Below are 26,778 nucleotides of genomic sequence, written 5' to 3'. Positions count from 1 at the left end.
TCGGCCGACGCCCCGCGAACGAAGCTGATCCGAGCGACTCGCGCACTAAGGTCGCGGGATGTTGCGTTGTGTGCCGTTGGCGCGGCCGTTGGGGCCGGATGCGGGAGGGCAGTGGGTTAGGCGTTGGGGGTCGGTGGCGTGGGAGCGGGAGGTTGACGCGTGGGTTGGGAGCCGGCTGGCTGCACATGGGCGGCGGGTTGTTGGGGAGGCGGTGACCTATCGGGCGCGGTTCTGGTCTGTGGTGCGGTGTTATCCGACCGGCGAGGGACTCGTGTGGTTGAAGGAGAACAATCCGGGCCATCGGTTCGAGGCCGGGCTGGTGGCGGCGATGGCGGAGGTTGCGCCGGAGTACGTGGTCCTGCCGCTCGCGGTGGATCGGGAACGCGGTCGGCTGCTCACGGATGATCAGGGCACGACGCTCACCCACGGGGACGTTGCGGATCAGGCGACGCGGCGCACGGTGGTCCGCGCCCTCGCCCGGCTGCAGTGCGCCCTCCTCGGTCGCCTCGACGCGTATCCCGGGCTGATCGAACTCGCCCCCACCACAGCCGGCGACCGGGTACGTGCCGTCGCGCGCGAGTGGTCCGCGCTGCCGGCAACACATCCACTGCGCATCGACTCGCTCGCCCGCGTCGAGCAGGCGGCCGACGCTCTGGATCGACGTACGGCGTCTATCAGCCATCTCGTACCGCTGGACCTGGAGCTGAACGACGTGTACCCCGCCAACATCTTCGCCGACCGCTCGACCGGTGTGCTCCGCCCGCGCTTCTTCGACTTCGGCAACACCCTCCGGGCCCACCCGTTCGTCACCCTGCACGGCTTCCTCGACTCAGTCACCGAATGGACCCGCGCCCCACTCTCCCGCGCAGACCACGCCGACCTACTCACCACCTACCTGACGATCTGGCACAACCACCTGGACGTCGACCCCGCCGTACTCCGCCAAGACCTCATCGCCACGGAGCCACTCGTCGACGTACACCGCCTCATCTCCTGGCTACGCCTCATCCCGTACGCCGACCCCACCGAACTCCGAGCCCGCGCCGAAATCCCCCTCAACTACCTGACCGCAATCACCTAGCCGGGAACCACAAAAGCCCAGGCCAGAGGACGTCTGCCTGGGCTTTTGGTTTGCGCCACCACCGCGCGTGTGAGGACCTAGCAGGCCAAATCGACCCGTCATCCCGGAGTCGTGAGGCCCTCGCCGGAGGCCGCAATGCGCACGTCCGCGCCGCGCGTCGAAGGCGCGCCGTGATCCATAAGGAGCCAAATTCGGCAAGTGGGATCGGCGGGAGGGCGTGATCCGCCAGCAGATCCGCGACGCTGGGTGATGTACCGCCGCTCGGGTCAGCGAAGCCGACTGTCCCTCAGCGCCAGTTCGTGGAAGTACGTGATGGGCTTGCCTAATGCGTTGGCGTACGCGATCTCGCGGCGGGTGGCCTCCCCGATATAGCCACCCGGGTTCACGATTCGTACCTCATCTGCGAGGTCGATCCTGCGGAGGTGCAGCTCGCCCAAGGCCCCGCACGAGCAAAGGGTCCAGCACCGGCGCCTCGGTGGCCTCCGGAGCCAGGACGATCACCAGATCGAGCGTCAAGCGCGTGCGCTCGGTCGCAAACTCCCTGCTGAAGCGCAGGGAACCGCACAGACAAACGATCTTCGGGCGAGCAACCGGCACGCTGGACATGGACACCCTTCGAGAGCCAAAGATCCCTCAAGCATTCCATGCTGCCGTTTGATGCCCAGCCCACTGGGACGGCGTCAGGCGATAGACGGAATGAGAGTGATCCGCGTCCGGCGAGCTGAGGTCCTACAACGAGCCTGCCGACGACGAGGATGCTCCAGAGATCCCGTTGCCCCATGCTCGGGCTGCACGATCTGAGGCACGTGCACACGACCTTGCTTCTGGTCGCGGGTGTACCGGCGCACGCCGACGAAGACCAGGACGACGAACGAGACCCGTCAGCGGCGGTGCCGTGTTAGCACGACAACCCCGGACAAAGTGAAACCCCAGGTCATCCACCTCGTGACCTGGGGTTTGTTTGCGCGCTCGGATTTGCGCGCTCGGAGGGATTCGAACCCCCAACCTTCTGATCCGTAGGAGCCTGCATCACCGGAGGGCAGACGCGCTTCCCGCTGGGCCACCGTGCCAAAGATAGCGCAAGGGATCAGTTCGTTTGGAGCCGTTGGGGTACGGCTGGGGTACGGAATACGTGGGGCTGGAGTGACTCCGAGGGTCCGGCCGGCGAGCCGGCGTTCAGTCGCCGCGCCCAATCTCATGGTCGGAAAGCGTTCGTCCGCGCGACACGCCGGACGTCTCCGGGTCGTTACCACCGTTGTGTCCAGTCCGCCGCGTACAGTCATACCGACGAAAAACCCCGGCACGAGGCCGTGGTAGGGCCGTCACGCCGGGGCTGTGGTTAAAGAACCACGGTTTAGTCGCCTAAACCATAGCTCCACTGAGGGTGCATGACACGCATTTGTGCCCCTTGACACGTGATGGCTCCGTCTGAGTAGAGCGGAGCTCGCCACATGGCGAACGCACCGGTGGTCGCGATGGCCACCTTCAGCGACTACCTCGTCGCACCCGGAGGAAACAAGCGGATCTCTCTCGTCCGGGCACAGGTGACCCAGTTCAGCGAGGACTACAACCCCGGCCGGGACTTCTATCGTCCGATGAGCCTGGCGATCCAGGAGGCGATCCGGTTCCGCACCGGCACGGCGCCGATCGACCGTGCCGTCATGAACGCTCGGCCACGCGCTGTCGACCACTTCAAGGAGATCGGCGACAACGTCGGGAAGTACGTGCAGCGCGCTCAGACGGCGAAGATCCTCGACGTCGACCGCTGGGAGTGGATTCAGCCGAACGTGACCGTCAAGATCAACCCGGACTTTGCTCTGATCCGGAAGGACGGTCATGTCGATGTCGTCAAGGCGTACTACAAGGTGCCGGAGCTGACCCGGTTCCAGGCCGACGCGATGTTGCGCCTGCTTCAGTTCGCCATGCCGCACCTGAACGTCAAGGGCACCCCTGTCATCCTCGAAACCCGCCGCGGCAAGGAGTGGAAGCCGACTCCCAAGCTCCGCGCCGGACTGGATGACTACCTCAAGAGCGAGGCCCTTGCGTACGGCGCCCTCTGGCAGTCCCTCAGCGCGTAACGCCACACCTGCCCCATCCCCCTGATAGCCGCCAACCCAGGGCAGAACGTCGTGTGTCAGGAGTCGGGCGTGCCCGATCCCGCAGGGACGCCGTAGGCGCTCTTGATACGCGGCGGTCTGACCGGACAATCGAGCGACCAGGGGGACGGGGCCAAACCGCCGGACCTGCGCCGAAACGATCGACTTTGTGGCCAGCTGACCGGAAGGGCTCTTGGAGGATCGGTATGCCCGCAGACGGTGCGCGCGGTGGAGGGCGTCGGCCGGAGGTCGTAAGCCCGGGCCGCGCTGCGCGCCGCTTGCGGCGCGCCTTGATCCATAAGAGGTCAATCCGGCAGAGTCACGAAGTCGGCTGTTCGGGTGAGGGTTTGATGCCGACGTTGAGGTACTGGCCAAGGCGTGCCCCGGTGTTGCACGACACATCGAGCACGTGCAGACCGGCATCGTGAAGGGTGCCAGCTACGGGGAACGGGAACGCCGCCCTGTGGAACCCGTCGCGTTCGGTCGGAGTGATGATCATGGTGGCCGTCTCACTGAATGTCGCCGTCTTGCTGGGGGTGATCAACTCGGCGATCACCTCGATAGGAATCTCGGTTTCAGGCTCGATACCGGCCCATGACACGTCGACCCAGACCAACAGTGCGCTGCGGAAGGGGCCGGGAAGCTCGACGACGTCATACGAGGTCCAGCCAGCGCCGATGAGGTGGCTGAGACCGTTGTTGATCTCGGCGTAGTTGGCGAAGAGAGCTGATGAGACCGAAGTGGTGACGATGTCATTGAGAGCCTCGGGGAAAGGCGAGTGCTTCTTACGGCCACCGCCGGGTACGACGACAGCGCCAAAGCGCGAGTGCCCTGCGGCTTCGCCGGGCAGGCCGTCGACCCCGAAACGACCTCCCCGACCGATCTCGATGGGAACCTCCCCTAGAACCTCCAAGCCAGTCACGGCGAAGGTGTGGTGGTCGCCGCCGGGGCCCTCCATCGCCTCCTCTAGCGCCCGGTCCTATGGCCCCACCACCCGAGCCACCCGCTCCGGGTGCCGTCGCCGCCTTGCCGCCGAGATCGATCGTTGCTTCACGGAAATCCATCAGAACGTCTCCCATGGATAGGAGCACCGCGCGTTCGAGCATGCCTTCCGGCAGCTCGGGCGGTGTGGCTGGAGCCGCCTGAAGTTGGACGGCCTTCCATCCGCGAAGGGTCTCAACTGGGTAGCGGTCTGCGAGCGCTTTGAGATCCACTTCCTCAGCGTGGGGAAGGCATAGGAGCAGCAGATTGTCGAACCTTCTGCGCTCCTCGTCGTCCATGGTTTCGTTGTAGCGAGGACCTAACGCTGAGGCCGCACAGATATGCGCGATGCGGGAGTTCAAGACGGGCACGTCGAAATCGTCTACTGATCTGAGTAACGGTTCGTCGCAGTCCGGGTGGGCGCAGACTGTGGCAGTGCCGTAGAGCTGCTTGACCGTGCTTTCGAGGATGGGTAGCCGCGTCACACACTCATCTTTAGCGGCTGACGGCGCGAGCGCCAACTTTGTGAACAGAGCTGTGATGGCGTGTTCAGCTCGTGGCGTGGCGATACCCATGAACCTGTTGATAAGACAGTGACCCCGGCTGTTAGGAGGTCAGCCGGGGTCGCTTGGTGGTGAGCGGGACGGACGCGGATGCAGGGGTCAGCACGCCAGCCCCGCCGCTCAGTGGGTATTGCGGTGCCGAGGCTGGGCGAGCCGCCACTCCAATCGGCGGTAGTTCTGAGTCGACATGCGAGGTGCGATCGGGCTGCGGGCCAGGTACGCCTCAACGCACCAGGGAAGGAGCTGGCCAACGTGGCGCGGGTCGTAGCCGTTGAAGTAAACGCCGTTGCGACGATCCAGGGCGACGACCCGCGAGGCCCACCGGCGTAACTGCCGGTCCCGGGTGTTCCTTCGCCTAGTCATCTAGCCACTCCGCTCCGGTGTCGTCGCGGTGGTAGCCCTGGTGGTAGCCCAATCGACACAGGCGCTTGGTTGTTGGGTTGTGACCTTCGCACGGGTCGGCCGGCGCGCTCCTGAGTTCCGGCCATCCGAGTTCACTTTGCCTCCTGGGCTGATCGCTGTCCCCCGCCCATTCGACGCCATTGCCTGCCGTCGACTCGACCATTGATGTGTCAGCCCCTTCTGCCACTGGTACCGAACCGAGCCACAAGCGTGGGTTCGCCCTCAACTGGCACGGGCTCTTCACCTGTCTGATGAGCAGTTCGACGACCTGCTTTGTGCGGACATCGGCTCCGACGCGGTAGATCGGCGAGCCTTCGCCGGTCTGGCCACGGCGCTAGCACTCGCGCCCCTGGCTCGGGCACGGATGGGCAGCCAGATCGGCGCCACCCAGATTCGTCAGCTCCGGCAGCGGACAGCCCGCCTGCGACGACTCGATACCACCTCGGCGGCATGGACACCTACGAGGTCTACACGAGCGAGATGGCGGCAACGGAGAAGCTGATCAAGACCGCCAGCTACAGCAGCACGACGGCCCGAGCGCTGACCGGCGTGTTCGCCGAGCAGGCACAGATGGCCGGTTGGGCGGCATTCGACGCGGGCCGGTACGTCGAATCACGGCGGCACTACAAGGCGGCGCTGTCGGCAGCCAAGGAGTCTGGCGATCCCGGCCTGGAAGGCAACTCCCTGGCGTTCATGGCCTACGAAAAGGCGGATACCCGGACGGCCGCCGAGTCGACGCGCATCGCGGGCGTCAAGGCGACGCCCCGAGTTCGCGCACTCTTGCACGAACGCCTTGCCTGGACCTACGCCGTGAGTGGACAGGTATCCGCGACGGCACGTGCGCTCGATGCGGCCGCAAACGCAATTAGCGAGCCGTCGCACTTCCCCGAGCCGGACTGGGTGTTCTGGGTTGATCCGCTGGAGATCGACATCATGGCCGGCCGCTGCTACACGGAACTTCGCCGACCAGCCTGCGCGGTCCCTCTGCTGGACGACGCCCTTTCGCGATACGACGACACGCACTCCCGCGACAAGGCGCTCTACAGTACGTGGCTTGCTCACGCGCTCATGGACGCCGACGATCCTGAGCGGGCTGCATACGTCACCGAGCACGCAATCGACCTCGCGTCCGGCGTCGGCTCTGTTCGTCCGGGCGAGCGCCTGCGCGGTGTCCTCAGTCGGTTGTCCCGCTACGGCGGTCCCGAGGTGGCGGCTGTGCTCGAGCGCGCCCGCGGCTAGCCCTTCGTCGTCCGATCCAGCCACTCCAGGTATCCGGCAGAGCCCGCCGTGATCGGCACCGCGCTCACCTCGGGATTGCCCCACGAATGGTTGTCCAGTAAGTAGGCCTCAAGCTCGGAGTATCGGCGCTCCGTCGTCTTCAGCAGCACCTGCCACTCTTCGCCTTCTCCGTACCGGCCCTCGTGCCAGAAGACCGAAATGACCGGACCGACAACCTGTGCTCCCGCCGCAAGGCCGGCGCTGACCGCCGAGCCCGCGAGCTGGACCGCCTCATCACGCGTCGCTGTTGCTGTCGAGACCTGCAAGTAGCCAGACATGCCCACGAGTCTAGGTCGTGCTTCGGAGCCACAGCCGGGCGTTGAGTGGAACACCTCCATGTTGTGCCGCGGACCGGCTTCAACCACCACGTCGACCTACAGCGAGTCGCTAGGTTCTCGCTGTGCACTGATCCTCTGGATCAGCCTCTCCTCGACCTTCTTGAGGCCTCCCCGGGCCTCCGATCCGATCTGAAGCCGGGCTGTATCCAGAGCATCTCGAACCTCACGACGAATCTGTCTCTCCGGCCAGCCAGCGCATTCGGCGCGCACCCGATCCGCCAGCGCCACGAGATCCTTCGGGAGACGCTCGCTCCGAGAGATGTCCGTCAGCAACGGAAGACTGTCTCGCATATCCTTCTCGATCTGACTCCGGAGCGGGCCGAGCCGCAGAAATTCCGTGAGGAAGTCGGGGCTCAAGGCTGGCGACCTGGGTGCATCGGGGCCGAGACGTGAAGTCAATTCTTTCGCCAGGGAGAAAGCAGTTCGGTCTAACGTGACCCACCAGGACCTGTAACCCATAGGGGAGGCGGGCTCTTGACGTCGAAGCTGCATCACGCCTACACAGTTCTCAACATCGTGCGCGACAAGACGCTGCCTTGTTGTCGCATCGATCTCCTCGCGATCGTTAGCCCGGCGCTTCTCGTGAACCTCGTTCCAGATTTCTTGAACTGCGGCCCGAAGCTCCAACGGCGCACCGTCAGAAAGATCGGTCAGATTTCGATGCCGTATGCCGAAATCCTCTCTCAGAAGATCCCGGACGTCATCCATCGGCCGAACTTGACCACGGAACTCATTCAACCAGCTGGCAAACTCTAGCCTAGAGCGGCCGGTCGATGCGTACACCGAATAGAGGAATGGGACTGACGCCGATCTCCAGTCAGCTGCGCCAATTCTGGAAAAGCTAAGGCATTTATTGATGTGCCGCTCTACTTCTTCAATAACTCCATCGGTTACATAAAGCCTCAAACCCGCATCTAGCGCGGCTCGCAGAAGCACCGTGTAATGACGCGCCTGACGGTCCAGCAGCAGAGTCTCTGCCAACAACGGAAGGATCACTGTGGTGTCTAACCAGAGATCTCCATCCGAGAACATCTTTACGACGACTTTCTGTACATCTGGCGTCTCGCGGAGAAATGCAAACAGGGTGTATGCGTCTGCTAGCCGACGGAGATGCCTCTGAGTCGATTCCGACGGTTGATCGAGGACCTGACAAACAATCTCAACCGTCTGCCCTTTCGTCAACCTCGTGAGCGAGTCGGCCTTCGCATCAGAGGCTGCTGAGAATATCTCGTCGGCCTCAATCTGCTGAACCTCACCCGTCGCAACCGCACTCGCGAACCCCTCACCCCGCCGCACGAGTACATTCTCGATCGCATACCGGAGGTCCTTAGCTGCCTGCAGCGCATACTGACCGCCGACCTCGATGTCCGGAATGGCTTCAGAGATGGCGGCTTGAATTTCACCTTCAAGGCTCTGTTCATCGAGGATGAACTGAGACACATTCTGCCGAAGTTGCAGGTTCTCAGCATGCGACAAGCAATAATCATCTGTGGAACGATGATGATTAACAGGGCCTTGCTTTGCAGACAGTCGATTGAGAGCACTACGCACGAGCGCGCGCACTTGGGTTGGATTGCCAGCACCAAGAAGACCGACCACAGCATCTTCGATTTCTGAAGCCTTAAGGCGATTGTCGGTATCGGTGTCGTGCAACTGCGCAAGTACTAGTGACTCAAAGCAGCTCTTTGTCAGCCCCTTACCGGTTGCCTTGTCTTCGTTATCTAACGTCAAATGCAGCAGCGCAAGCTTAGCGTCGTGCCGCTCGAGACTTGGAGCGACGACCGCCTCGATCCCTCTCCGACTAAGCAGAGGATCAACGAACTTCTGCGATAATTCCTCCGCCGCAGCCTGTCTTTGTGGATGCGACAACTCTCGCTCGGTGAACCAGGAGCGATCATTAATGTCGAGATGAATGCCGTGTCCGATTCGGAGCTCGGTGCGCAGGTCATCAGCCTTTGCGCCAATATCCTGATTGGTTGCATACACCAGGCGTCGCACACCGGGCATCGTTTCAGAGATCCGCCTGACTGTCGCCCGAATCTTGGCCGTCCAGTCTTGCGTGACCGAGTACTGAACAGCAACCTCGGGTTCCTCATCGGGTATGTACAACTCGCCGTCGCGCCCACGATCGCCACTCATCGTCGCCATGGTTCGCAGGCTCGGGAACTCAACTGAGAGGTATTCTGCTGCGAATCTCTCGAATACCTGCCAGTCACCTGCAGTGAGCTGCTCAAGCGCGAGAGTAAGGCGGGGCGATGGCATGTGCGTAACCATAGGACGCCGGACCGGATTCACCAACGCTCTTAGCCGCATGTCTTGCGAAGGTCGCTCTAGAGATTCATTCAAGCGAATGCGTCACACGAGGACGCGTAGCTCAGCCATGCGAATCAGTTGTGCGCTGGAACAGCGCTCCCGACGGGTAGTCGTGGAGATCGAGCGTGCGGACGTGCTTGAAGCCGTTGCGGAGGTAGTAGTCGTGGAGCCCGGTGTTGTCGGTCCACACGTCGATCCGGAGCCAGTGTTGGCCGAGGCGGTGGGCTCGGTGACAGGCCCAGTCCATGATTTCGCTTCCTAGGCCGGCATGCTTGCGGCGGACGATGAGGCGGTGCATGTACATCGCCGGGTCGGCCTGTTCCTCGGGAGTCCACAGGCGCGGGTCCGAGAAGGTGTCTAGGGCAACGGTTGCCATGGTGGCTTCGTTCTCGTCGCGGATCATCCAGGTTCGCCGGCCTCGATGCTGGCGAGGATGCGACGGTTTTGCTCCTCAGGGTTGGGCCACGCGACGGCCCATTGATCGATGCCGCGTTGGGCGAGCTATTCGCTGGCCTCGGTGCGTAGGGCCAGAATGACGCCCAGGTCGTCGGCGTCGGCGCGTTCGATGATCATGCTTCGGCATCCCCTTGGGCGAGGTAGGCGCGCATGTCGCCGAGTTCGTAGATGACGCCGAGTATGAGGAGGCATTCGCAACCCTGCTTGAAGATCTGGTGTCGATCATGCGTCGGCGACAGGGCAAGCTGCGCGGCTTCTCCCGCCTTCTCAAGCCGAGCCGGGATGAGCCGTTCGTTGTCCTGATCGCGGATGAGCTGGCCTCGCTGACGGCATACGTCACGGACCCGGCGATGAAGAAGCGGATTGCCAAGGCGTTCTCGCTGCTGCTGTCCCAGGGCCGCGCAGTTGGCATCACCGTAGTGGGAGCGCTGCAAGACCCGCGTAAGGAAGTACTTCCGTTCCGCGACCTCTTCCCGACCCGGCTGGCGCTGCGGATGGCCGAGGCCGAGCAAGTTCGCCTCGTCCTCGCCGAAGCTGCCCGCGAACGTGGAGCACGCTGCGACAAGATCCCCGAAACCCTGCCAGGCATCGGATATGTCGCCGTCGACGGCGAGACCGAGCCCATTCGAGTCAGGTTCTCCCACATCACCGACGAAGACATTGCCGACCTCGCCAACACCTACGCGCCGGACCTCATCGGCGCTACCGAACGCATCTCGACCCCGGAAGGAGTAGCAGCGTGACGGCGCGACGGCAGGTCCCTGGTCAGCTCGTGCTCCCATTGGTTCCGGGACTGTCCAGGAAATCGCGGGCGTCGCTCGTGCAGCGGATCGACGTTCGTTGGCAGGACAAGGCGTACTGCGCCGGCTACCTCGACACCGACGACTTCTACCCCGAAGACGAGACCAGGCGTGGCGTTCGTCGTACGACAGACCCCAAGAAGCTCTGCGCCTTCTGCCCCGTCGTCCGGTCCTGCCTGGCTGCTGCCATCGTCGCCGACGAACACGGCGTATGGGGCCGTACGACAGAAGACGAGCGTGACGCGATTCGCGAAGAGATTGCCTTTGGCACCGATGTTGACCGCGCTCTGAGCGTAGTCCTCGACGGCCCGGCAGCACTGTGGAGGACTACGGCATGAACCCCACCGCACAGACCACCCTCGACCGGTTCCCGCTGGACGTTGTCCGGACCTGGCCGTGACCAACGGCGTCTGCGTACGCCCGGTGCTCAACAGGGTGTTCGACACACAGACCGGCACCGACCGAGTGGTCGGGGTGTCGTGCGGTTCGACGCTGGTCAGCAAGTGCCCTCCCTGCGCCGAGGCGAACCGTCGTCTCCGCATGCAGCAGTGCCGCGAGGGCTGGCACCGCGACACCGAACCCGAACCGCCGGCGGATATGGACGACGTACAGGACGAGGACGAATCCGCGGCTGATGACACCGAGTCCACCCGCCGAGTCAGGTCGACCCGTCGACGTCAGGACGCCGCCGACCTACCCAAGGTCGAGATGGACAAGCGCACTGTTGGGGCGACGTTCACAGCTCCGAACGGCAAGACCTACCGGCCATCGATGTTCATCACGCTCACGCTTGGCTCTTACGGCGCGACGCATCGGCTACCGCGCCATGTGCAGGGCAAAGGCATAGTGCCGTGTGAGTGCGGTGTGGTCCATGGCCGGACCTCGCCGTTGCTGTCGACACCGGTCGACCCCGACACGTACAACTACCGCCGAGCCGCGCTTGACGCCTTGCATTTCCCGAAGCTGGTCGACCGCCTCATGCAGAACCTTCGACGGCGCGCCGGGTACAAGGCGCAGTACTTCGCTGTAGTCGAGCCACAGAAGCGCTTGGCTCCGCATCTGCACGCCGCTGTCCGTGGCACCGTCGCCCGTGACACGGTTCGCGAGGTCGCCAAAGCGACGTATCACCAAGTGTGATGGCCGAGCCATCGGAGGCCCGTCTACGGCTGCGCCTCAAACCCGGACATGCCTGTCTGGGACGAGATGGCCGACGCTTTCGTGGACCCATCGACCGGCGCTCTGCTCCCTAACTGGGAACAGGCTTTGGACGATCTTGACGCCGATCCGGCTGCCCAGCCTGCGCACGTCGTACGGCTGGGCTCGCAGATCGACTACCAAGGCATCATCGCTGACTCTGATGCCAAGGTCGGCAAGGCTGTCGGCTGCCTGACCAAGTACCTCGGTAAGGCGATTGGCGAGACGTACGGCGACGACCGGGACGAACTCCACCCGGCCCAGCTCGCCCACATGAACAAGCTGCACGCCCACGTCCGCGTCCTGCCCTGCTCATCGGAGTGCGCCAACTGGCTCCGGTACGGCGTGACCCCCAAGGATGCAGACGGTCACGTCGTACCGGGCGAATGCCCCTCGAAGGCGCACGACCGTGAACACCTCGGCCTCGGCGGTCGCCGGGTCCTCGTCTCGCGCCAATGGACCGGCAAGACACTGACCAAGCACCGCGCCGACCGGGCCGAGGTCATCCGCCAAACCCTCGCGGCCGCCGGCGTCGAGATGGAAGACCAGAACGAGCTAGCCACTCACACCGACGACACCGAAGCACCTCGGTTCATCTGGCAACCCATCCGGCCGGGCGAAGAACGCGGTCCCCGTCGCATCCCGACACACAAAGAAGTCCTCGCGGAGGCCATCGCCACCCGCATCCGATGGCGCACGCAGTACGAGCAAGCCAAACAGCGCGCCAGATCACCCGCCGACAGCAATTCGGCAACTGATAACTCATCCGCCGCATCCGCGGCCTAGCTATCTGGGGAGCAAGCCATGCAAGACGATTCGCGACTGCTCAAGGTCGAGGAAGCGGCCGAGCACCTGACCGTTTCCCGGTGGACCGTCTACCGGCTGATCAAGGAGCGCGAGCTGACCAGCGTCAAGGTCCGCAACGGTCGACGGTTTCCGCTCGAGTCGATCCGTTCGTACGTCGCCGGCCTGATCGAGGACGCTGCCTGATGACGACACTCGCATTCATCGAGCCGGACGAGCCTGAGGAGCCGAAGAAGCCGCGGAAGACCCAGCCGAAGAGCAAGCCGAAGACGACTAAGCGGAACGTCAACGGTGAGGGCAACATCCGGCAGCGTCCCAACGGGCTGTACGAAGGTCGCGCCTACGTGATCACGACGGATGGCCGCGAGGTGCGTAAGAGCGTCTACGGCAAGACCTGGGAGGAGGTCCACCAGAAGCTGACCAAGCTGCAAGCCGACACGATGTCGGGCAAGCGCGTGGCTTCCAGCACGCAGACCGTGGCTGAATACCTGGACTACTGGTTGGAGGAGCACGCACGGCATCGGGTCCGCGACACGACCTTTGCTAGCTACAAGTGGCTCATCACGAAGTACCTGATCCCGCTGTTCGGCAAAAAGAAGCTGACTACCCTCCGGCCGAACGACGTACGGCGCGGCCTGTTCCAGCTCCAGCAGGTCTGTCAGTGCTGCGCCCAGGGCAAGGAGAAAGCTCGGGAGGAGCGAGCAGCAGTCGAGCGGAAGAAGCGAGAAGGCCGGCCAGCTCGGAAGAACGCCAAGGCCATCGTGGGTGCTCGGTGCTGCGCTCTCGTCCCGCAGGTTTGCTGCCGGTCGACCGTCTCAGACGGCACGGTGCGGTACCTCCACCGCCTGCTACGAGCGGTCCTCCAAGACGCGGTGTCCGAGGACGAGATCCTGACGGAAAACATCGCCAAGAAGATCCGGCTCAACCACAAGTACCGGCCGAAGTTCAAGGCATGGAGTCGCGCCAAGGCAACCAAGTTCCTGGAGTTCATCCGTGAGGACCGGCTCAACGCTCTGTACGCCGTAGCTCTGTCGCTCGGCCTTCGCCGTGGTGAGGCGCTGGGCCTCGGCTGGTCAGATGTGGACTTGGACAACGACCTGATCCGCGTCAACCAGGCCCTCCACCGGGTCGACGGCGCGCTCAAGCTCGGCGACGTCAAGACGGACGGGAGCACCCGTCTCATCGCCGTACCTAAGCCGCTCGTATCTGCACTGCGGGTTCACCGCGCGGCGCAGGCGCAGGCGCAGGCGGGCAACTCATGGCAAGACGGCGGCTACGTGTTCTCGACCATGATCGGAACCCGATCGAGCCGCGGAACATGAACCGTCACTTTGATCGGCTCTGCGAAAAGGCCGGCGTCCGACGTATCCGGTTCCACGACCTGCGGCACTCGTGCGCATCGCTGCTCTACAGCCAAGGCGTTCCGCTGGAGAACATCCAAGACGTGCTCGGGCACAGCTCGCCGACCGTCGCCAAGGTCATCTACGTCGACGTGGCCGAGGACGTGACGGGGATGCCGTCGACAGACTCGGCTTCCTGTTCGGGGAGCACGACGAAGAGTGACGTTGGGGTACGCGTGGGGGTACGGAAGGGTGGCCGAGCACTTGGGCCGCCCTTCTGGCATGTCCCGGGAAACACAAAAGCCCAGGTCAGAGAGTGTCTGCCTGGGCTTTCGATTTGCGCGCTCGGAGGGATTCGAACCCCCAACCTTCTGATCCGTAGTCAGATGCTCTATCCGTTGAGCTACGAGCGCTGGACAACGTCGAGTAACGATACATGGAGGGGGCGGATGTTTGCCAATCGGCCTCGGGAGGGGGTTCTACGATCCGCGCAGGGGACTTGAGGGGTTGTTCGGTGGGCGGGATCTGGGGGACGTGAAGAAGGCGGTCGGGTTCGTGATGGAGAACCCGGACGACTTCCAGAAGGTGCTGAATCTGGTGCGGGGGTTGCCGGACGATGCGGTGGGGCACATCGGGAAGCTGCCGGAGTTGCCGAAGACGATCGGGGCGGGGCTGGCGGAGGCTGGGGAGCAGGCGGCCAAGGCAGCGGGGGCGCTGGTCGGGGAGGACGGGGAGGGTGGTGCGCGGCAGGCGCTGAGCGGGAGCGCGGGGACGATGAACGCGGCCAAGGACCGGCTGCACGACGCGGCGGGGATGCTGGCGGGCTCGCGGGTGAGCTGGACAAGGTTCCGGGGATCGGTGACGCGGCGGCGAAGAAGCTGAACGAGGGCAGCGGGCAGATCGGCGGGGTCGCGACCGAGGTCGAGAGCCTGGCCGGGAACCCCCAGGATCTGTCCGGCATCCTCGCCACGGTCGGCGAGGCGCTCAACGGCCTCGGCGCCAAGCTCGCCGAATCCGGCGGCTCCGTCCAGACCCTCCTCGGCTGACGGCAGCGCGTCGCGCAGGCGGAAAGCCCGGCGGCTGGGTGCGGCGCTCGGTGCGGCGCTCGGTCCGGTGGCTCGGTCCGGTGGCTCGGTGCGCGGCTCGGCGTGGTGGCTCGGTGCGGACGGTCCTGGGCTGATGGCTCGCAGTGCGTCGGGCTGGGGCAAGGACCGGCGGGTGCATCTGGCGTGGTTTGTGGTGTGTTGGACCGGGGGACGGGAACAACTCCTGGTGGCTGGGGACAGGTTATTGCTTGTCCACAGGCGCCATTAGTTGTTCACGGACACGGAACCAGACACGGAACGGAACCGGGGTTCGGTGACGTTCGTCTAACGCGGGGTGTTCGAGCGGTGAGGGAGGACCTCCGCGTGGTTAAGGTCGCGGGCATGGCTAGTCGGCTGGTGCGGGGTACGGCGATCGGGTGCGGTGTGGCCGCGCTGGTCGGCGGCGGGGTCGGGTTCGCGGTCGGGGAGCCGGTGACGCAGGCGGACATCGCGCCGCCGCGGACGCCGGCGAAGGACCTCTGCGCGAAGATCGGCGACGTGTCGAGCCTGTTGCCGAAGGCATCGTCCGGGCCGGTGACGATGATCCAGGGCGGTACGTCGGCGATCACCTGCCAGGCGGGCAGTTCGCGCGCGAAGGTGCGGGCGTACACGTCGGCGAGCGTGCGGGTCACGATCACGGCGTACGGCGGTCAGGACGCCGGCGCGGGCAACCAGCCGTTCACGCCGGACCAGGTGGCGAAGCGGACGTTCACCCGTTCACCGCTCAAGTCGTACGACAAGGACCGTCCGTACCCGACCAAGGTCGCCCGGGCCGAGAGCGGCCTGGCGGGCGAGTCGTGGAACGTCCACGTGCTCGTCCAGCACGCCGACATCGTCGTACTGGTGGAGTACACGGCCAACCCGATCGACGGGGACTCCGCCCAGCTGGCGGCGCTGGCGCTCGCGGACCGCGCCATCTGGGAGAGCAAGTGAGCAACAGCACACCGGAGATCCCCGGCTACCAACTGGACCAGCGGATCCTCCAGCATCCGCTGGCCGAGCTGTGGCACGGGCGGACGTTCACCGGGATGGAGATCGTCGCGCTCGTCCTGAGCGAGGCCGGCGCCCGGAACCAGACCGTCGTCGACCGGCTGGCGGGCGCGAGCCGCGACGCCGCGCTGGTACCCGGCCAGCAGGAGACCCCGCTCTGGGCCGCCAGCTTCAACGCCGACCGCCCGTACGCGATCACCCAGCTGATCCCGGGCCAGACCGGCGCCGAGCGACTCATCGACCCGCTGGACGGGATCGTCGGGAACGACGAGGAGTCGCTGCGCGCGGTCCGCGAACAGCTCAGCCGGTACGGCGCCACCCCGCCCACACAAGCCACCCCGCCCACACAAACACCGACCAACAGCATCCCGTCGTACGTCGACCGCCCGGCCGAGGCACAGCAGCAGCAGCAGCCCGCGGACGAGTCGCCGCAACCGTCCAGGGTCGAGATCGCCCGGCAGTACCGGCGCAAGATCGGCCCGTGGGTGTACGCCGTGGTCGCCGTCGTGGTGCTGATCGTGTTCACGGTCGCGTACTCGGTCGGTACCGCGATCGGCAGCGCGGTCAAGGACAAGCCGACCGATGCCGCGGGTGCGGCGCCCGCAGTCAGCCCGGAGCCGTACCCGACGCGGGTGCTGATCCCGCCGATCCACCGGCCGACGACCGCGGCGTACAAGCGCCCGGACGGCGCGGCCGGCGTCTTTGGCGCGACCTACCCGGCCGGTGCCGACGTACAGGTGGTCACGAACGCCGAGCTCCCGTTCGGGTTCGGCTGGCCGCGGCCGCCGCAGGTGGACTTCCTCGGGGAGTCGTCGCAGCTGATCCTGCGGCGGGTGGTGACCGCGACGGCGTACGACCCCGGCGGTCTGAAGAACTCGATGCGCGCGCAGTTCGCGCTGCACCCGTGCGCGACACTGGCGAAGTGCCTGGCCGACCGGCCGGCGTTCGACGGGCAGTGGGCGAAGATCTACAGGACGACCGCGCCTGCCACCGCGAAGGACGCGCGGACCTGGCTGTCGGTGTCGACCGCGACGCCGTACACGATCACGATGACGCACGCGTTCCAGAGCGGCGGTCAGTGGTGGCTGGTCGGGGTGATGGCCTACGGCCAGGCCGCCGAGGCGCCGGACGTGCAGCGGCTGGTCAACGACATCTGGCGGCAGACCAGCTGACGTACCGGAAAATCTGCTGGAACGGCCCGCGCGAACAGCGCGGGCCGTTCTCATTTTCACAAGCGGCACCGGAAAGCGATTGTCGCCGAAACTTTGTGACCGGGTTCACTTCCAGCCGGTTCTCAGACCCGCATCGAGTCGCGTACCGTTAAAACCACTTGCACACTGGTATGTATCCACTGCGACAACTGGTATGCGACAGATCACACCGCCAGCCAGCTGCACCGAACCGCCGGAGACCCCGGCGGCCGGACGCCGTACCCGCCACTCAGCGTCGAGCGGCCGGTACGTCGCCGGGCCCGGCAGCCGAGAGGGAATGAGCCGCGAATGACGACGATCGCCAATCCGACCCGTACCAAAGCCGACCACCGAGCCGACGCCACCGCCCCCCTCCCGGCGACCGACGGACAGAACGACGGGCAGAACGACGGGCAGAACGACGGGCAGTACGACCTGACCGGCGCCCCGACGCAGCACGCCGGCCTGCTGGCCTGGGTGGCCGAGGTCGCCGCCCTCACGCAGCCCGACCGGATCCACTGGGTCGACGGGTCGGACGCGGAGTACGCCAAGCTGACGAACGAACTGATCGCGGCCGGCACCATGGTCCGGCTGAACGACGAGAAGAAGCCGAACTCGTTCTGGGTCCGCACCGACCCGTCGGACGTCGCTCGGGTCGAGCAGCGCACGTTCATCTGCTCGGTCGACGAGAAGGACGCGGGTCCGACCAACAACTGGGTCGCGCCGGCCGAGATGAAGACGACGCTGACCGGCCTGTACCGCGGGGCGATGCGCGGCCGGACGATGTACGTCGTCCCGTTCTGCATGGGCCCGCTGACCGCGGAGAAGCCGATGTTCGGCGTCGAGATCACCGACTCGGCGTACGTCGTCGCGTCGATGCGGATCATGTGCCGCAGCGGGGCCGACGTACTCGAGAAGATGGGCACCGACGCCCCGTACGTCCCCTGCCTGCACTCCGTCGGTGCGCCGCTCGAGCCGGGGCAGCAGGACGTGCCGTGGCCGTGCAACGACGAGAAGTACATCGTCCAGTTCCCCGAGGAGCGGGCGATCTGGTCGTACGGCTCCGGGTACGGCGGCAACTCGTTGCTCGGCAAGAAGTGCTACTCGCTGCGGATCGCGTCCGCGATGGCCCGCGACGAGGGCTGGCTGGCCGAGCACATGCTGATCCTGAAGCTGATCTCGCCGGAGAAGAAGGTGCACTACGTCGCGGCCGCGTTCCCGAGCGCCTGCGGCAAGACCAACCTGGCGATGCTCGACCCGACGCTGGAAGGCTGGGAGGTCGAGACGCTCGGCGACGACATCGCCTGGATGCGGTTCGGCAAGGACGGCCGGCTGTACGCCGTGAACCCGGAGTTCGGGCTCTTCGGCGTTGCCCCCGGCACCGGCTGGAAGACGAACCCGAACGCGATGCGCACGATCGAGAAGGGCAACTCGGTCTTCACGAACGTCGCGCTCACCGACGACGGCGACGTCTGGTGGGAGGGCTACTCGCCGACCCCGCCGGACCACCTGACCGACTGGAAGGGCCGCGAGTGGACGCCGGACAACGGCGAGCTGTCCAGCCACCCGAACAGCCGGTTCTGCACGCCGATCACGCAGTGCCCGATCCTCGCCGACGAGTACGACGACCCGAACGGCGTACCGATCTCCGCGATCATCTTCGGCGGCCGCCGGGCGACCACCGTGCCGCTGGTGACCGAGTCGCGGGACTGGGCGCACGGCGTGTTCATGGGCGCGACGCTGTCCTCGGAGACGACCGCGGCGGCCGTCGGCCAGGTGGGCGTCGTACGGCGGGACCCGATGGCGATGCTGCCGTTCCTCGGGTACGACGCGGGGCAGTACTTCGACCACTGGCTGACCGTCGGCAAGCAGCACGACGCGGCGCAGCTGCCGAAGATCTTCTACGTGAACTGGTTCCGCAAGGACGAGGCCGGCAAGTTCGTCTGGCCGGGCTTCGGTGAGAACAGCCGGGTGCTGAAGTGGGTCATCGAGCGGATCGAGGGTCAGGCCGACGCGGTCGAGACGCCCATCGGCCGGGTGCCGGCCGCGGGCGCGCTCGACGTCGCGGGACTCGACCTGACCGCCCACGACCTGGAGATCGCGCTGAACGTCGACGCCGACGAATGGAAGGCCGAGCTCCCGCTGATCGAGGAGTGGTTCGCGAAGCTCGGCGACACCGTCCCGGCGTCGTTGAAGGTCGAGCTGGACAATCTGAAGGCCCGTCTGGGCTGACACCAGCACCGGCCGTCGTGTCGGAAGCCGACGGCCGGCTGACACCGCGCGGCGCCCTGGCTCACCCGCCGGGGCGCTGCGCTGTGCTCTCCGCGAGCACCCGGCGTACCTCGTCGTCCCCGACCGGCGAGAAGTCCCGGTACGCCTGCCCGACCGCGCTGAAGTACTGCGGGATCCACGCGCACACCACCTGGTCCGCCACCCGCGAGAGCAGGCGGCAGGTGGCCGCGCCGCCCACGGGTACGGCGACGATCACCCGCGCCGGACCGTTCCGCCGTACCGCTTCCACCGCCGCGCGCATCGTCGACCCGGTCGCGAGGCCGTCGTCGACCAGGATCACCACGCGATCCCGGACCTCGATCGGCGGCCGGTCAGCGCGGTACACCTGCTCACGCCGGCGCAGCTCCACGGCCTCGCTCCGGCGTACCGTCTCCAGGGTTTCCGGATCGACCGGCACCGACTCGTTGCGGACCAGTTCCGTGCCTGCGATCGCGCCCATCGCGAGCTCCGGCTGCCCCGGCAGGCCGAGCTTGCGGACGACGAGCACGTCGAGCTCAGCGCTCAGGGCGTCCGCGACCGGGGCCGCGACGGGTACCCCGCCGCGCGCCAGCCCGAGCACCAGGACGGATCCGGCGACCGGGCGGAGCTCGTCGGCGAGGGCGCGACCCGCGGCCGCCCGATCCGGGTACGGCCTCCTCATACGGTCCATGATCCACGTACGTTGACCGCATGCGAATCCCTGACAGCGCGCGAGCTGTACTCGAGTCGAACGCCCTCGGGCATCTGGCGACCATCAACCCCGACGGCAGCCCGCAGGTCTCGGTGATCTGGGTCGGCCTGGACGGCGACGAGATCATCGCCGCGCACGTCCCGAACAACCGCAAGGTGAAGAACATCCGCCGCGACGGCCGGGTCGCGCTGACGCTGGAGACCGACGTCCGCAACGAGATGGGCCTGGCCGAGTATCTCGTGATCACGGGTACGGCGCGGATCACCGAGGGCGGAGCTGTCGACGTACTGCGGCGACTCGCCAAGACCTACATCGGGCCGGACGCGGAGTTCCTGCCGGGCACCGAGCCGCCGCCCGGGTACCTCACGCACATCAGCGTCGAGAAGATCGGTGGCGTCGGGCCGTGGGCATGAAGGTCGGAGTGATGCTTCCGCTCGGTGCCGGCGACGGGCCGGGTGGCGGGATGCCGGGCTGGCAGGACGTCCGCGCGGTCGCCGAGGCGGCCGAGCAGGGCGGGCTGGACTCGGTCTGGATCGCGGACCACTTCCTCTACCGGGACGGGGAGGGACAGGTCTTCGGGATGCACGACAGCTGGACGCTGCTGACCGCGGTCGCGGCGGTCACCGAGCGGGTCGAGCTGGGCAACATGGTGCTCTGCGCATCGTTCCGCGATCCCGGGCTGACGGCGAAGATGGCGGCCACGCTGGACGAGGTGTCCGGCGGCCGGCTGACGCTCGGCGTCGGCGCCGGCTGGCACGACCCGGAGTACGAGGCCTTCGGACTCCCGACCGACCACCGGGTCGGCCGGTTCGCCGAATGGCTGGAGATCGTCGCCCGCCTGATCCGCGGCGAGACCGTCAGCTACGACGGCACCTACTACAAGGTCCGCGACGCGAACCTCGACCCCGCCCCACCACACCGCATCCCGATCCTGGTCGCCGGCCACCGCCCACGCATGATGAAGCTGATCGCCCAGTGGGCCGACGCCTGGAACACAGCCTGGTACGGCACCCCCTCCGACAAGCTCAAGGACCGCCTGCAAACCCTGGACGAGGCCCTGGAGACCGCAAACCGCGACACCATCACCCGCACCGTCGGCATCATCGCCCGCGACCCCGACCAACCCTCCACCGACCCGAACCCCCAGGCAATCCCGGTAACGGACCTGCCGAAGGCGATCACGGCGTACCAGAACCTGGGCGTCGACCACCTGATCATCTCCCCAGACCCGATGACCCCACGCACAGTAGAACTCATAGCAGAAGCCAAGAAGCAGCCGACCAACTAACCCAGCCACGCACCCACCCGGGGGTCCGGGGGGCGGAGCCCCTCCGGGCGGGGCCTCGGGGTCGCACCCCCAGAAAAAAGCCGGAGCTCCCTGCCTGCGCTTTCTGCAGGCAAAGAGCTCCCAGAGCGGAGGCGGCGGGATTTGAACCCGCGAGAGGGGATTACCCTCAACCCGCTTAGCAGGCGGGCGCCATCGACCGGACTAGGCGACGCCTCCTCCGACGAGTCCCCAGCCGGGGACGCGACGACGGCCAAGACTATCGGCTCCACCCGTCGGTTGCCAAAATGGGCTCGAGCTGGGCTCGCGGTACCTCCGCCGTGGGCGCGCGTCGCAGCGGGAGCTTGGGTGTGTCGCCCGGTGCATGTGTACGCTGGCGAGCATCGACGGGGGTCGCCAGCAGCACCCAACCAAACCGGTGTCGTGGGCGTCTGAAGTACCGTGGGTCGCTCCGGCGGCCGACGGGGAGGTCGTGACGTCGTCGATCAGGGAACGGAGCTATGTCGCGGAGTACTCGCGCAGCCGGCCGGAGGGCGGCACCTCGTGCCGGCCGATCCCGGCCTCGCTCTCATCGTGCCCGGACAGCATCGAAGGCGATCGGGCTGACGCTGCTCAGCGCTCTGGTCCCCGGGGCCGGACTGTTGGTGGGCGGCCGGAAGAAGCTCGGCGCGTTCGTCCTCACGATCAGCGTCGGGCTGCTGCTGATCGCCGTGTACGTCGGTCTCGCGCACCGCGACTCGGTGCTCGCGCTCGCGGTGTCTCCGCGGCAGCTGCTGATCGCGACCTGCGCGGTCGTCGTGCTGGGCGCCTGCTGGATCTGGGTCGTGATCGCGTCGCACAAGCTGATCCGCCCGGTCAGCATGACCTACACCGGCCGGCTGGCGGGCTCGATGGTGGTCGGGCTGCTGTGCTTCGCGATCGCCGTACCGACGACCGTCGCGGCGCAGACCGTGATGGCGCAGCGCGACCTGGTCGGCAGCGTGTTCCAGTCCGAGGGCAACTCGAAGAGCGCGACCCGGCCGAAGGTGACGAACGCGAAGGACCCGTGGGAGAAGATCCCGCGGCTGAACCTGCTGCTGCTCGGTGCCGACGACGGCATCGGCCGGACCGGCGTCCGGACCGACACGGTGATCGTGGCCAGCATCGACACCAAGACCGGTAACACCGCGCTGATCTCGCTCAGCCGGAACTGGATGCGGATGCCGTTCCCGGCGGGCTCGCCGCTGCACAAGGTGTTCCCGGACGGCTTCTGGGACCCGAGCCTCGGCAACGTCGAGCAGCCGGAGTACTACCTGGACGCGATGTACGACAACATCCCGAAGAAGTACCCGGGGGTCCTCGGCGCGACCGACAACGAGGGCGCGGACGCGGTCAAGCTGGCCGCGAGCGCGGCGCTCGGCCTGGACATCAGCTACTACATGCAGGTCAACCTGGCCGGCTTCCGGCAGATCATCGACGCGCTCGGTGGGATCACCGTGAACGTCAACTACCGGGTCCCGATCGGCGGCGACTACGGCCAGGGTCCTGGTACGAACGGGCACAAGTTGCCGAGCAGCTACATCGAGCCCGGCGCGAACCGGAAGCTCGACGGGTATCACGCGCTGTGGTTCGCCCGCGGCCGGTACGGGCTGAGTGACCCGTCGCGGCAGGAGCGGCAGCGCTGCACGATCCACGCGCTGGTGAACAGCGCGAACCCGCAGGCCCTGGTGACCAGCTACACGGAGATCGCGAATGCCGGCAAGCAACTGCTGCGCACCGACATCCCGGGGGACATCCTGGGAGCGTTCGTCCAGCTCGCGCTGAAGGTGAAGAGCGCCAAGGTCACCAGCATCGACCTGAACAAGGACAAGAACTTCCCGACCGGCAAGAACCCGGACTACGCGGCGATGCAGCAGATCATCCAGAAGTCGCTGAACCCGGTCGCGACGACGCCGACCGCGAAGCCGACGAAGCCGACCAGCGGCGCCACGAAGAAGCCGACCCCGGGCAAGACCACCCCCACTCCGGGTACGGCGCAGAACCTGAGCGACGCGTGCGCGTACAACCCGAACGAAACCGGCACCGGAAACTGAGACGAACCGCCGCCGTGAACCCCTCCAGGGGAAGTATTGGACCAAAATGAAAAATGGTCACACCTGGGGGTGACAGTGAGGCGTTCGTTGGTTGTCGTGCTCGGGATCGCGGTCCTCGCGAGTGCGGGTTGCAGCAGCAGTAAGCCGGACAGCGGAGCCGTGCCTTCGTCCGGATCGACGACCAGCAGCAGCGCACCGCCGCCCACGTCGGCGGCCCCGTCACCGAAGCCGGCGCCGAGCGCGGTCGCGCTCTCGGTGCCGATGTACCAGCGTGCGTTGGCGAACGTCGAGAAGGTCCTGAAACCGTCCGTCGTGCGGGTGATGAACGCGCAGTCGGTGACGGCGTTCGATGCGAGTCGCAAGCAGCTCGCGGCCTCGGTGGTGATCGAGCGCAGCGAGCTGGCGAAGATCACGCCGCCGAGCGGCCTGGTGAGCGCGCATCCCGCCGTGCTGGATGCCTTCGACGCGTACGCCGGGGACGTGGCCACGGAGCTGAGCAAGGCAGGGGACACGAAGACCGGCTGCGGGCTGCCGAAGGCGACCGACGTGCGGCTGTACGAGGCGAAGTCCGGGATCCGGACCGCGTTCGCGGGGCTGGCGCAGAGCGTGCAGCAGTCGATCGGCAAGGGCGTGAAGTTCGGCGCGCTGTCGGTACCCGCCAAGCCGTCCGCGCCGGCGGTGATCGGCGGCCGCGGCGAGAACGGTGACGTCTTCCAGCGATCGGGGTCGCGTGGTTCGGGGCGCCTCACGATCAACAACTCCGGTGACGACGTGGTGGTGGTCGTCGCCACCAGCAGTCCGCGGAATCCGCAGGCCTCGATCTACGTGCGGGCCAACAAGAGCGCGACGCTGAACGGAGTCCGGAACCAGAACTACTACGTCTACTTCAAGTCCGGGACGAACTGGGACGCGAAGAACCACCGGTTCACCGAGAACTGCGCCTACCAGAAGTTCGACGACGTCTTCGACGGCCAGTACGGGTGGACGGTCAGCCTGACCAAGTCCCCGCTCGGCAACGCGCCGTCGTCCGAGACCGACGCCTTCTGATCCGGCTGCCCGGAGCGGATGAGATCCTGTGGCGATGCGGACGACGTACCGGATGCGGGCGGGACGATTCCTCGGGATCCTGGCTGCCGGGTTGATCATTCTCGGGGTGGCCGCCCTGCTCTGGGCGTTCGGCCTGCCGTCCGTCGCGGTGTCGGTGTTCGTCACGCTCGGCGGGCTGATCGCGCTCGCCGGGCTGTGGATCCTGGCCCGGCCGCCGAAGGTCGCGCAGCTGCGGGACCACGAGATCGACGTCCGCGGTGTCCGGACGGCCTGGACCGACATCACCGAGGTCGGCCGGGTCGAGACCACGCACGGCGAGGCGATCGTGCTGCGCACCAAGCACGCCGATCAGCCGATCCTGCTGCCGGTCTCCTGGCTGGCCCCGAAGCAGGTCGGCACGCTGGAGATCGTGCTGCGGGACAAGCTGAACGCCGCGCACGGGTACACCATCTGGGACGGCACTGCCCCGGAGGACGCCGGCGGCGCAGAATGATCCGGTGCTTTCCTTCGAGCTGTCGTACGACGAACTCCTGACCTACCAGGGCACGAACCCGCGGCCCGCGGACTTCGACGCGTTCTGGGACAAGGCGCTGGTGTCCCTCGACGAGGTCGCGCCGGACGCCGAGTTCGTCGACGCCGACGACTTCCCGCTGACGACCGGCGTCGCTCAGCACCTGTACTTCAACGGCACCGGTGGGTACCGCGTGCACGCGAAGGTGGTGCGCCCGGCCGAGCCGACCGGGCCGGCCGTGCTGCTGTTCCACGGGTACGGCGGCGAGCAGCCGAAGTGGGTCGACCTGCTGCCGTACGCCGCCCGCGGGTTCACGGTCGCGGCGCTCGACGTCCGCGAGCAGGTCGGTTTCCGTACGTCGTCGCAGACGCCGAACAGCTTCTCGCTGCACAACCACCTGGTGCACGGGCTGGACGACGGCCCGGACGGGCTGCTGTACAAGCACGTCTTCCTGGACACGCGGCGGCTGGCCGACCTCATCGGCGGCCTGCCAGACGTCGACGCTGCACGGATCGCGACGACCGGCTGGAGCCAGGGCGGCGGGCTGTCGCTGGTCGCGGCCGCGCTGACGCCGACGATCAAGTACACCGCGTCCGTCTTCCCGTTCCTGTGCGACTACCAGCGGACCTGGGACCTGAACCTCGAGACCGCGCCGTACGACGAGATCGTCACCTGGTTCCGCAAGCGCGACCCGCGGCACCTCCGCCAGGAGGAGGTGTTCACGACCCTCGGATACATCGACGTACAGAACCTGGCGCCGCGGATCCGCGCGGAGGTGACGCTGTTCGTGGGCCTCGAGGACCAGACCTGCCCGCCGTCGACGCAGTTCGCGGCGTACAACAAGATCCAGTCGCCGAAGGAGGTCCGCACGTACCCCGACTTCGGCCACGACGACCTGCCGGGCGCCCACGACGACATCTACCACTCATCGGCGCGAAGCTCTGACCTGAATCCGTGGAAGTGTCCGCGCCGCCCCGGCCGGCAACCGGCACTCCAGCGGCGAGGGCGCCGAACCACCCGCGATCTCAGAGGTTCACCCCTGAGCTTGTCCCTTCACCCCCTGCATACCACCGGCGAACGGGCCAACGCGCAGGTTAACCCACCAAATGGAGCCTGCCAGCAAGCGGCTCGACTCCCCGCGTCGCGCACACCTCGGCTGCCCATACGGCCGAACGTCCACGGATCTGAGCTCAGAGCCGGAACCAGTAGTTCTCGGTCGCCCCTTGGGTGGCGAGCCCACCGCCCAGCGAGGTGTAGAGGTCGCGGGCAGAGGTGTTGCGGGCGCCGGTGGTGGCCACGAACACCAGCGTGCCTGGGGTTTTGAGGTAGTCGGGGCCGGGGTCGGTGTTCAGGAAGGTGCGGACGGCGCGGGTGAGCAGGTCGCTGTCCGGGACGATGATCATGTGGGCTTCTTCCAGGTGATCGAGTAGCGGAACAGAAGATGCCGACGGTACGTCGCGCCCGGGAGCAGCTCGCCTGTCAGCGCGCGCATCTCCGCGAAGGTGACCGGCGGGGGCCACACGACGGGCGACGGGTGTTGCCAGTAGCTCTTGACCGCGCGGTGTGCCCAGTTCGCGGCGACGCCGGCCAGCTCGTACGGCAGGTCGCGCGGAAGGACCGCCCGCGCAACGCCGACAACCACCATGACCCCACCCGGCCGGAGCAGGTCACACATCCGGAGCAGCCCGGTGCGGGCGTCGACGTGGTGGAGCGTGGCGACGGACGCGATCACGTCGTACTGCTCGAGCGGGTACTCGAGGAAGTCGCCGTGCAGGTACTCGATGTCATCGCCGTACCCGCGGGCCAGCTCCAGACTGGGCGTGTCGAGGTCGATCCCGGTGACCTCCGGCACGACGTCGCGCAGCGCGCGGGTGAGCATGCCCTCGCCACAGCCGATGTCGAGCGCCCGCTCAGCGCCGTACGGGACGGCGTGGAGGATCCGCGGGTGGTAGTGGATGTTGTGGTTCCACCGTTCGCCCATCCACCTAGT

23 protein-coding genes, 2 tRNA genes and 2 pseudogenes are annotated in these 26,778 nt (G+C 66.5%); 19 read left to right on the top strand and 8 right to left on the bottom strand.

Translation table 11 applies throughout. The features are described from left to right. Positions 1 to 271 precede the first annotated feature (271 nt). The gene (locus tag JOF29_RS25485) at positions 272 to 1,081 is read left to right on the top strand and encodes a hypothetical protein (protein ID WP_209696976.1); all 810 of its coding nucleotides are present in this window, start codon (positions 272 to 274) and stop codon (positions 1,079 to 1,081) included. A gap of 1,451 nt (positions 1,082 to 2,532) precedes the next feature. After that, complete coding sequence (locus JOF29_RS25480) at positions 2,533 to 3,159, top strand: hypothetical protein (protein WP_209696975.1); 627 nt, start codon at positions 2,533 to 2,535, stop codon at positions 3,157 to 3,159. Between the two features lie 337 nt (positions 3,160 to 3,496). Here the strand turns inward: JOF29_RS25480 and JOF29_RS25475 are convergent, their stop codons facing one another. Beyond that, the gene (locus tag JOF29_RS25475; RefSeq protein WP_209696974.1) at positions 3,497 to 4,135 is read right to left on the bottom strand and encodes a hypothetical protein; all 639 of its coding nucleotides are present in this window, start codon (positions 4,133 to 4,135) and stop codon (positions 3,497 to 3,499) included. A 1,438-nt stretch (positions 4,136 to 5,573) separates the two neighbouring features. Here JOF29_RS25475 and JOF29_RS25470 point away from each other — a divergent pair. After that, the gene (locus JOF29_RS25470) at positions 5,574 to 6,362 is read left to right on the top strand and encodes an NsdA family TPR-like regulatory protein (protein ID WP_209696973.1); all 789 of its coding nucleotides are present in this window, start codon (positions 5,574 to 5,576) and stop codon (positions 6,360 to 6,362) included. Here JOF29_RS25470 and cutA read toward each other — a convergent pair. From cutA to JOF29_RS25455, 3 genes are all read right to left on the bottom strand, one after another. Then, positions 6,359 to 6,679, bottom strand: a complete 321-nt coding sequence (gene cutA, locus JOF29_RS25465) for a divalent-cation tolerance protein CutA (protein ID WP_209696972.1) — start codon at positions 6,677 to 6,679, stop codon at positions 6,359 to 6,361. The two genes, JOF29_RS25470 and cutA, sit on opposite strands and share 4 nt — an antisense overlap. A 96-nt stretch (positions 6,680 to 6,775) precedes the next feature. Beyond that, entirely contained in the window at positions 6,776 to 8,887 is a 2,112-nt protein-coding gene (locus JOF29_RS25460; protein WP_209696971.1) for a hypothetical protein, read from the bottom strand. Between the two features lie 226 nt (positions 8,888 to 9,113). Further along, positions 9,114 to 9,455, bottom strand: a complete 342-nt coding sequence (locus JOF29_RS25455) for a GNAT family N-acetyltransferase (protein ID WP_245359448.1) — start codon at positions 9,453 to 9,455, stop codon at positions 9,114 to 9,116. Positions 9,456 to 9,639: 184 nt separating this feature from the next. On the opposite strand from JOF29_RS25455, the gene JOF29_RS25450 reads away from it, so the two are divergent. The 6 genes and pseudogenes from JOF29_RS25450 to JOF29_RS46070 all read left to right on the top strand — a co-directional run. Then, entirely contained in the window at positions 9,640 to 10,251 is a 612-nt protein-coding gene (locus tag JOF29_RS25450) for a hypothetical protein (RefSeq protein WP_209696970.1), read from the top strand. Continuing rightward, a complete protein-coding gene (locus JOF29_RS25445; protein ID WP_307863680.1) occupies positions 10,248 to 10,646 on the top strand; it encodes a WhiB family transcriptional regulator in 399 nt (132 codons plus the stop codon). Before JOF29_RS25450 ends, JOF29_RS25445 begins: the two co-directional genes overlap by 4 nt. Before the next feature lie 58 nt (positions 10,647 to 10,704). Further along, positions 10,705 to 12,288: pseudogene (locus JOF29_RS45535) on the top strand (replication initiator). 18 nt (positions 12,289 to 12,306) lie between these two features. Continuing rightward, positions 12,307 to 12,492, top strand: coding sequence for a helix-turn-helix domain-containing protein (locus tag JOF29_RS25430; protein WP_209696967.1), 186 nt, complete (start codon positions 12,307 to 12,309; stop codon positions 12,490 to 12,492). Then, a complete protein-coding gene (locus tag JOF29_RS25425) occupies positions 12,492 to 13,628 on the top strand; it encodes a site-specific integrase (RefSeq protein ID WP_209696966.1) in 1,137 nt (378 codons plus the stop codon). Before JOF29_RS25430 ends, JOF29_RS25425 begins: the two co-directional genes overlap by 1 nt. Continuing rightward, positions 13,565 to 13,744: pseudogene (locus JOF29_RS46070) on the top strand (tyrosine-type recombinase/integrase); the annotation flags it as partial. The gene JOF29_RS25425 and the pseudogene JOF29_RS46070, both read left to right, overlap by 64 nt. Positions 13,745 to 13,986: 242 nt before the next feature. On the opposite strand, the gene JOF29_RS25415 reads toward JOF29_RS46070, so the two are convergent. Continuing rightward, positions 13,987 to 14,059, bottom strand: a tRNA-Arg gene (locus JOF29_RS25415). Between the two features lie 121 nt (positions 14,060 to 14,180). On the opposite strand from JOF29_RS25415, the gene JOF29_RS43545 reads away from it, so the two are divergent. From JOF29_RS43545 to JOF29_RS25395, 4 genes are all read left to right on the top strand, one after another. Beyond that, positions 14,181 to 14,528: a hypothetical protein gene (locus tag JOF29_RS43545; protein WP_245359446.1), complete on the top strand. Its 348-nt coding sequence runs from the start codon at positions 14,181 to 14,183 to the stop codon at positions 14,526 to 14,528. A 545-nt stretch (positions 14,529 to 15,073) separates the two neighbouring features. Then, on the top strand, positions 15,074 to 15,664 hold the full coding sequence (locus JOF29_RS25405) for a hypothetical protein (RefSeq protein WP_245359444.1): 591 nt from the start codon (positions 15,074 to 15,076) through the stop codon (positions 15,662 to 15,664). Then, on the top strand, positions 15,661 to 16,893 hold the full coding sequence (locus JOF29_RS25400) for a hypothetical protein (RefSeq protein ID WP_209696964.1): 1,233 nt from the start codon (positions 15,661 to 15,663) through the stop codon (positions 16,891 to 16,893). The genes JOF29_RS25405 and JOF29_RS25400 overlap by 4 nt, the downstream gene beginning before the upstream one ends. A gap of 327 nt (positions 16,894 to 17,220) precedes the next feature. Then, positions 17,221 to 19,143, top strand: coding sequence for a phosphoenolpyruvate carboxykinase (GTP) (locus tag JOF29_RS25395; protein WP_209696963.1), 1,923 nt, complete (start codon positions 17,221 to 17,223; stop codon positions 19,141 to 19,143). Positions 19,144 to 19,204: 61 nt separating this feature from the next. Here JOF29_RS25395 and JOF29_RS25390 read toward each other — a convergent pair whose 3' ends face one another. Next, positions 19,205 to 19,843 carry a phosphoribosyltransferase gene (locus JOF29_RS25390; protein WP_245359442.1) on the bottom strand — a complete coding sequence of 213 codons (639 nt, stop codon included), beginning with the start codon at positions 19,841 to 19,843 and terminating at the stop codon, positions 19,205 to 19,207. Between the two features lie 29 nt (positions 19,844 to 19,872). Between JOF29_RS25390 and JOF29_RS25385 the strand changes: the two genes are divergently transcribed. Beyond that, a complete protein-coding gene (locus tag JOF29_RS25385) occupies positions 19,873 to 20,286 on the top strand; it encodes a PPOX class F420-dependent oxidoreductase (protein WP_209696961.1) in 414 nt (137 codons plus the stop codon). Between the two features lie 11 nt (positions 20,287 to 20,297). Next, entirely contained in the window at positions 20,298 to 21,161 is an 864-nt protein-coding gene (locus tag JOF29_RS25380; RefSeq protein ID WP_209696960.1) for an LLM class flavin-dependent oxidoreductase, read from the top strand. Positions 21,162 to 21,287: 126 nt separating this feature from the next. Here the strand turns inward: JOF29_RS25380 and JOF29_RS25375 are convergent. Then, a tRNA-Ser gene (locus tag JOF29_RS25375) sits at positions 21,288 to 21,377 on the bottom strand. Positions 21,378 to 21,802: 425 nt separating this feature from the next. Here JOF29_RS25375 and JOF29_RS25370 point away from each other — a divergent pair. The 4 genes from JOF29_RS25370 (at position 21,803) to JOF29_RS25355 (ending at position 26,112) form a co-directional block, all read left to right on the top strand. After that, a complete protein-coding gene (locus JOF29_RS25370) occupies positions 21,803 to 23,230 on the top strand; it encodes an LCP family protein (protein ID WP_307863678.1) in 1,428 nt (475 codons plus the stop codon). Between the two features lie 75 nt (positions 23,231 to 23,305). Beyond that, positions 23,306 to 24,277: a hypothetical protein gene (locus JOF29_RS25365; RefSeq protein ID WP_209696958.1), complete on the top strand. Its 972-nt coding sequence runs from the start codon at positions 23,306 to 23,308 to the stop codon at positions 24,275 to 24,277. A gap of 34 nt (positions 24,278 to 24,311) precedes the next feature. After that, positions 24,312 to 24,770 (top strand): hypothetical protein, encoded by a 459-nt coding sequence (locus JOF29_RS25360; RefSeq protein ID WP_209696957.1) that lies wholly within the window; start codon positions 24,312 to 24,314, stop codon positions 24,768 to 24,770. Positions 24,771 to 24,774: 4 nt separating this feature from the next. Then, complete coding sequence (locus tag JOF29_RS25355) at positions 24,775 to 26,112, top strand: acetylxylan esterase (protein ID WP_209696956.1); 1,338 nt, start codon at positions 24,775 to 24,777, stop codon at positions 26,110 to 26,112. Positions 26,113 to 26,187: 75 nt separating this feature from the next. Here JOF29_RS25355 and JOF29_RS25350 read toward each other — a convergent pair whose 3' ends face one another. Beyond that, the gene (locus tag JOF29_RS25350) at positions 26,188 to 26,769 is read right to left on the bottom strand and encodes a class I SAM-dependent methyltransferase (RefSeq protein ID WP_209696955.1); all 582 of its coding nucleotides are present in this window, start codon (positions 26,767 to 26,769) and stop codon (positions 26,188 to 26,190) included. Positions 26,770 to 26,778 lie beyond the last annotated feature (9 nt).

This window comes from Kribbella aluminosa (genome assembly GCF_017876295.1).
Lineage (GTDB): Bacteria > Actinomycetota > Actinomycetes > Propionibacteriales > Kribbellaceae > Kribbella > Kribbella aluminosa.
The sequence above is the reverse complement of the archived record's forward strand: the minus strand, read 5'-3'. Positions and strand labels throughout refer to the sequence as shown.

Bases quoted from the DNA above. Each gene is read 5' to 3' on its own strand.
- JOF29_RS25480 (WP_209696975.1), top strand. From the start codon at position 2,533: ATGGCGAACGCACCGGTGGTCGCGATGGCCACCTTCAGCGACTACCTC.
- JOF29_RS25475 (WP_209696974.1), bottom strand. From the start codon at position 4,135: ATGGAGGGCCCCGGCGGCGACCACCACACCTTCGCCGTGACTGGCTTG.
- JOF29_RS25470 (WP_209696973.1), top strand. From the start codon at position 5,574: ATGGACACCTACGAGGTCTACACGAGCGAGATGGCGGCAACGGAGAAG.
- cutA (WP_209696972.1), bottom strand. From the start codon at position 6,679: ATGTCTGGCTACTTGCAGGTCTCGACAGCAACAGCGACGCGTGATGAG.
- JOF29_RS25460 (WP_209696971.1), bottom strand. From the start codon at position 8,887: ATGGCGACGATGAGTGGCGATCGTGGGCGCGACGGCGAGTTGTACATA.
- JOF29_RS25455 (WP_245359448.1), bottom strand. From the start codon at position 9,455: ATGATCCGCGACGAGAACGAAGCCACCATGGCAACCGTTGCCCTAGAC.
- JOF29_RS25430 (WP_209696967.1), top strand. From the start codon at position 12,307: ATGCAAGACGATTCGCGACTGCTCAAGGTCGAGGAAGCGGCCGAGCAC.
- JOF29_RS25425 (WP_209696966.1), top strand. From the start codon at position 12,492: ATGACGACACTCGCATTCATCGAGCCGGACGAGCCTGAGGAGCCGAAG.
- JOF29_RS25405 (WP_245359444.1), top strand. From the start codon at position 15,074: ATGGCTAGTCGGCTGGTGCGGGGTACGGCGATCGGGTGCGGTGTGGCC.
- JOF29_RS25395 (WP_209696963.1), top strand. From the start codon at position 17,221: ATGACGACGATCGCCAATCCGACCCGTACCAAAGCCGACCACCGAGCC.
- JOF29_RS25390 (WP_245359442.1), bottom strand. From the start codon at position 19,843: ATGAGGAGGCCGTACCCGGATCGGGCGGCCGCGGGTCGCGCCCTCGCC.
- JOF29_RS25385 (WP_209696961.1), top strand. From the start codon at position 19,873: ATGCGAATCCCTGACAGCGCGCGAGCTGTACTCGAGTCGAACGCCCTC.
- JOF29_RS25380 (WP_209696960.1), top strand. From the start codon at position 20,298: ATGCTTCCGCTCGGTGCCGGCGACGGGCCGGGTGGCGGGATGCCGGGC.
- JOF29_RS25360 (WP_209696957.1), top strand. From the start codon at position 24,312: ATGCGGACGACGTACCGGATGCGGGCGGGACGATTCCTCGGGATCCTG.
- JOF29_RS25350 (WP_209696955.1), bottom strand. From the start codon at position 26,769: ATGGGCGAACGGTGGAACCACAACATCCACTACCACCCGCGGATCCTC.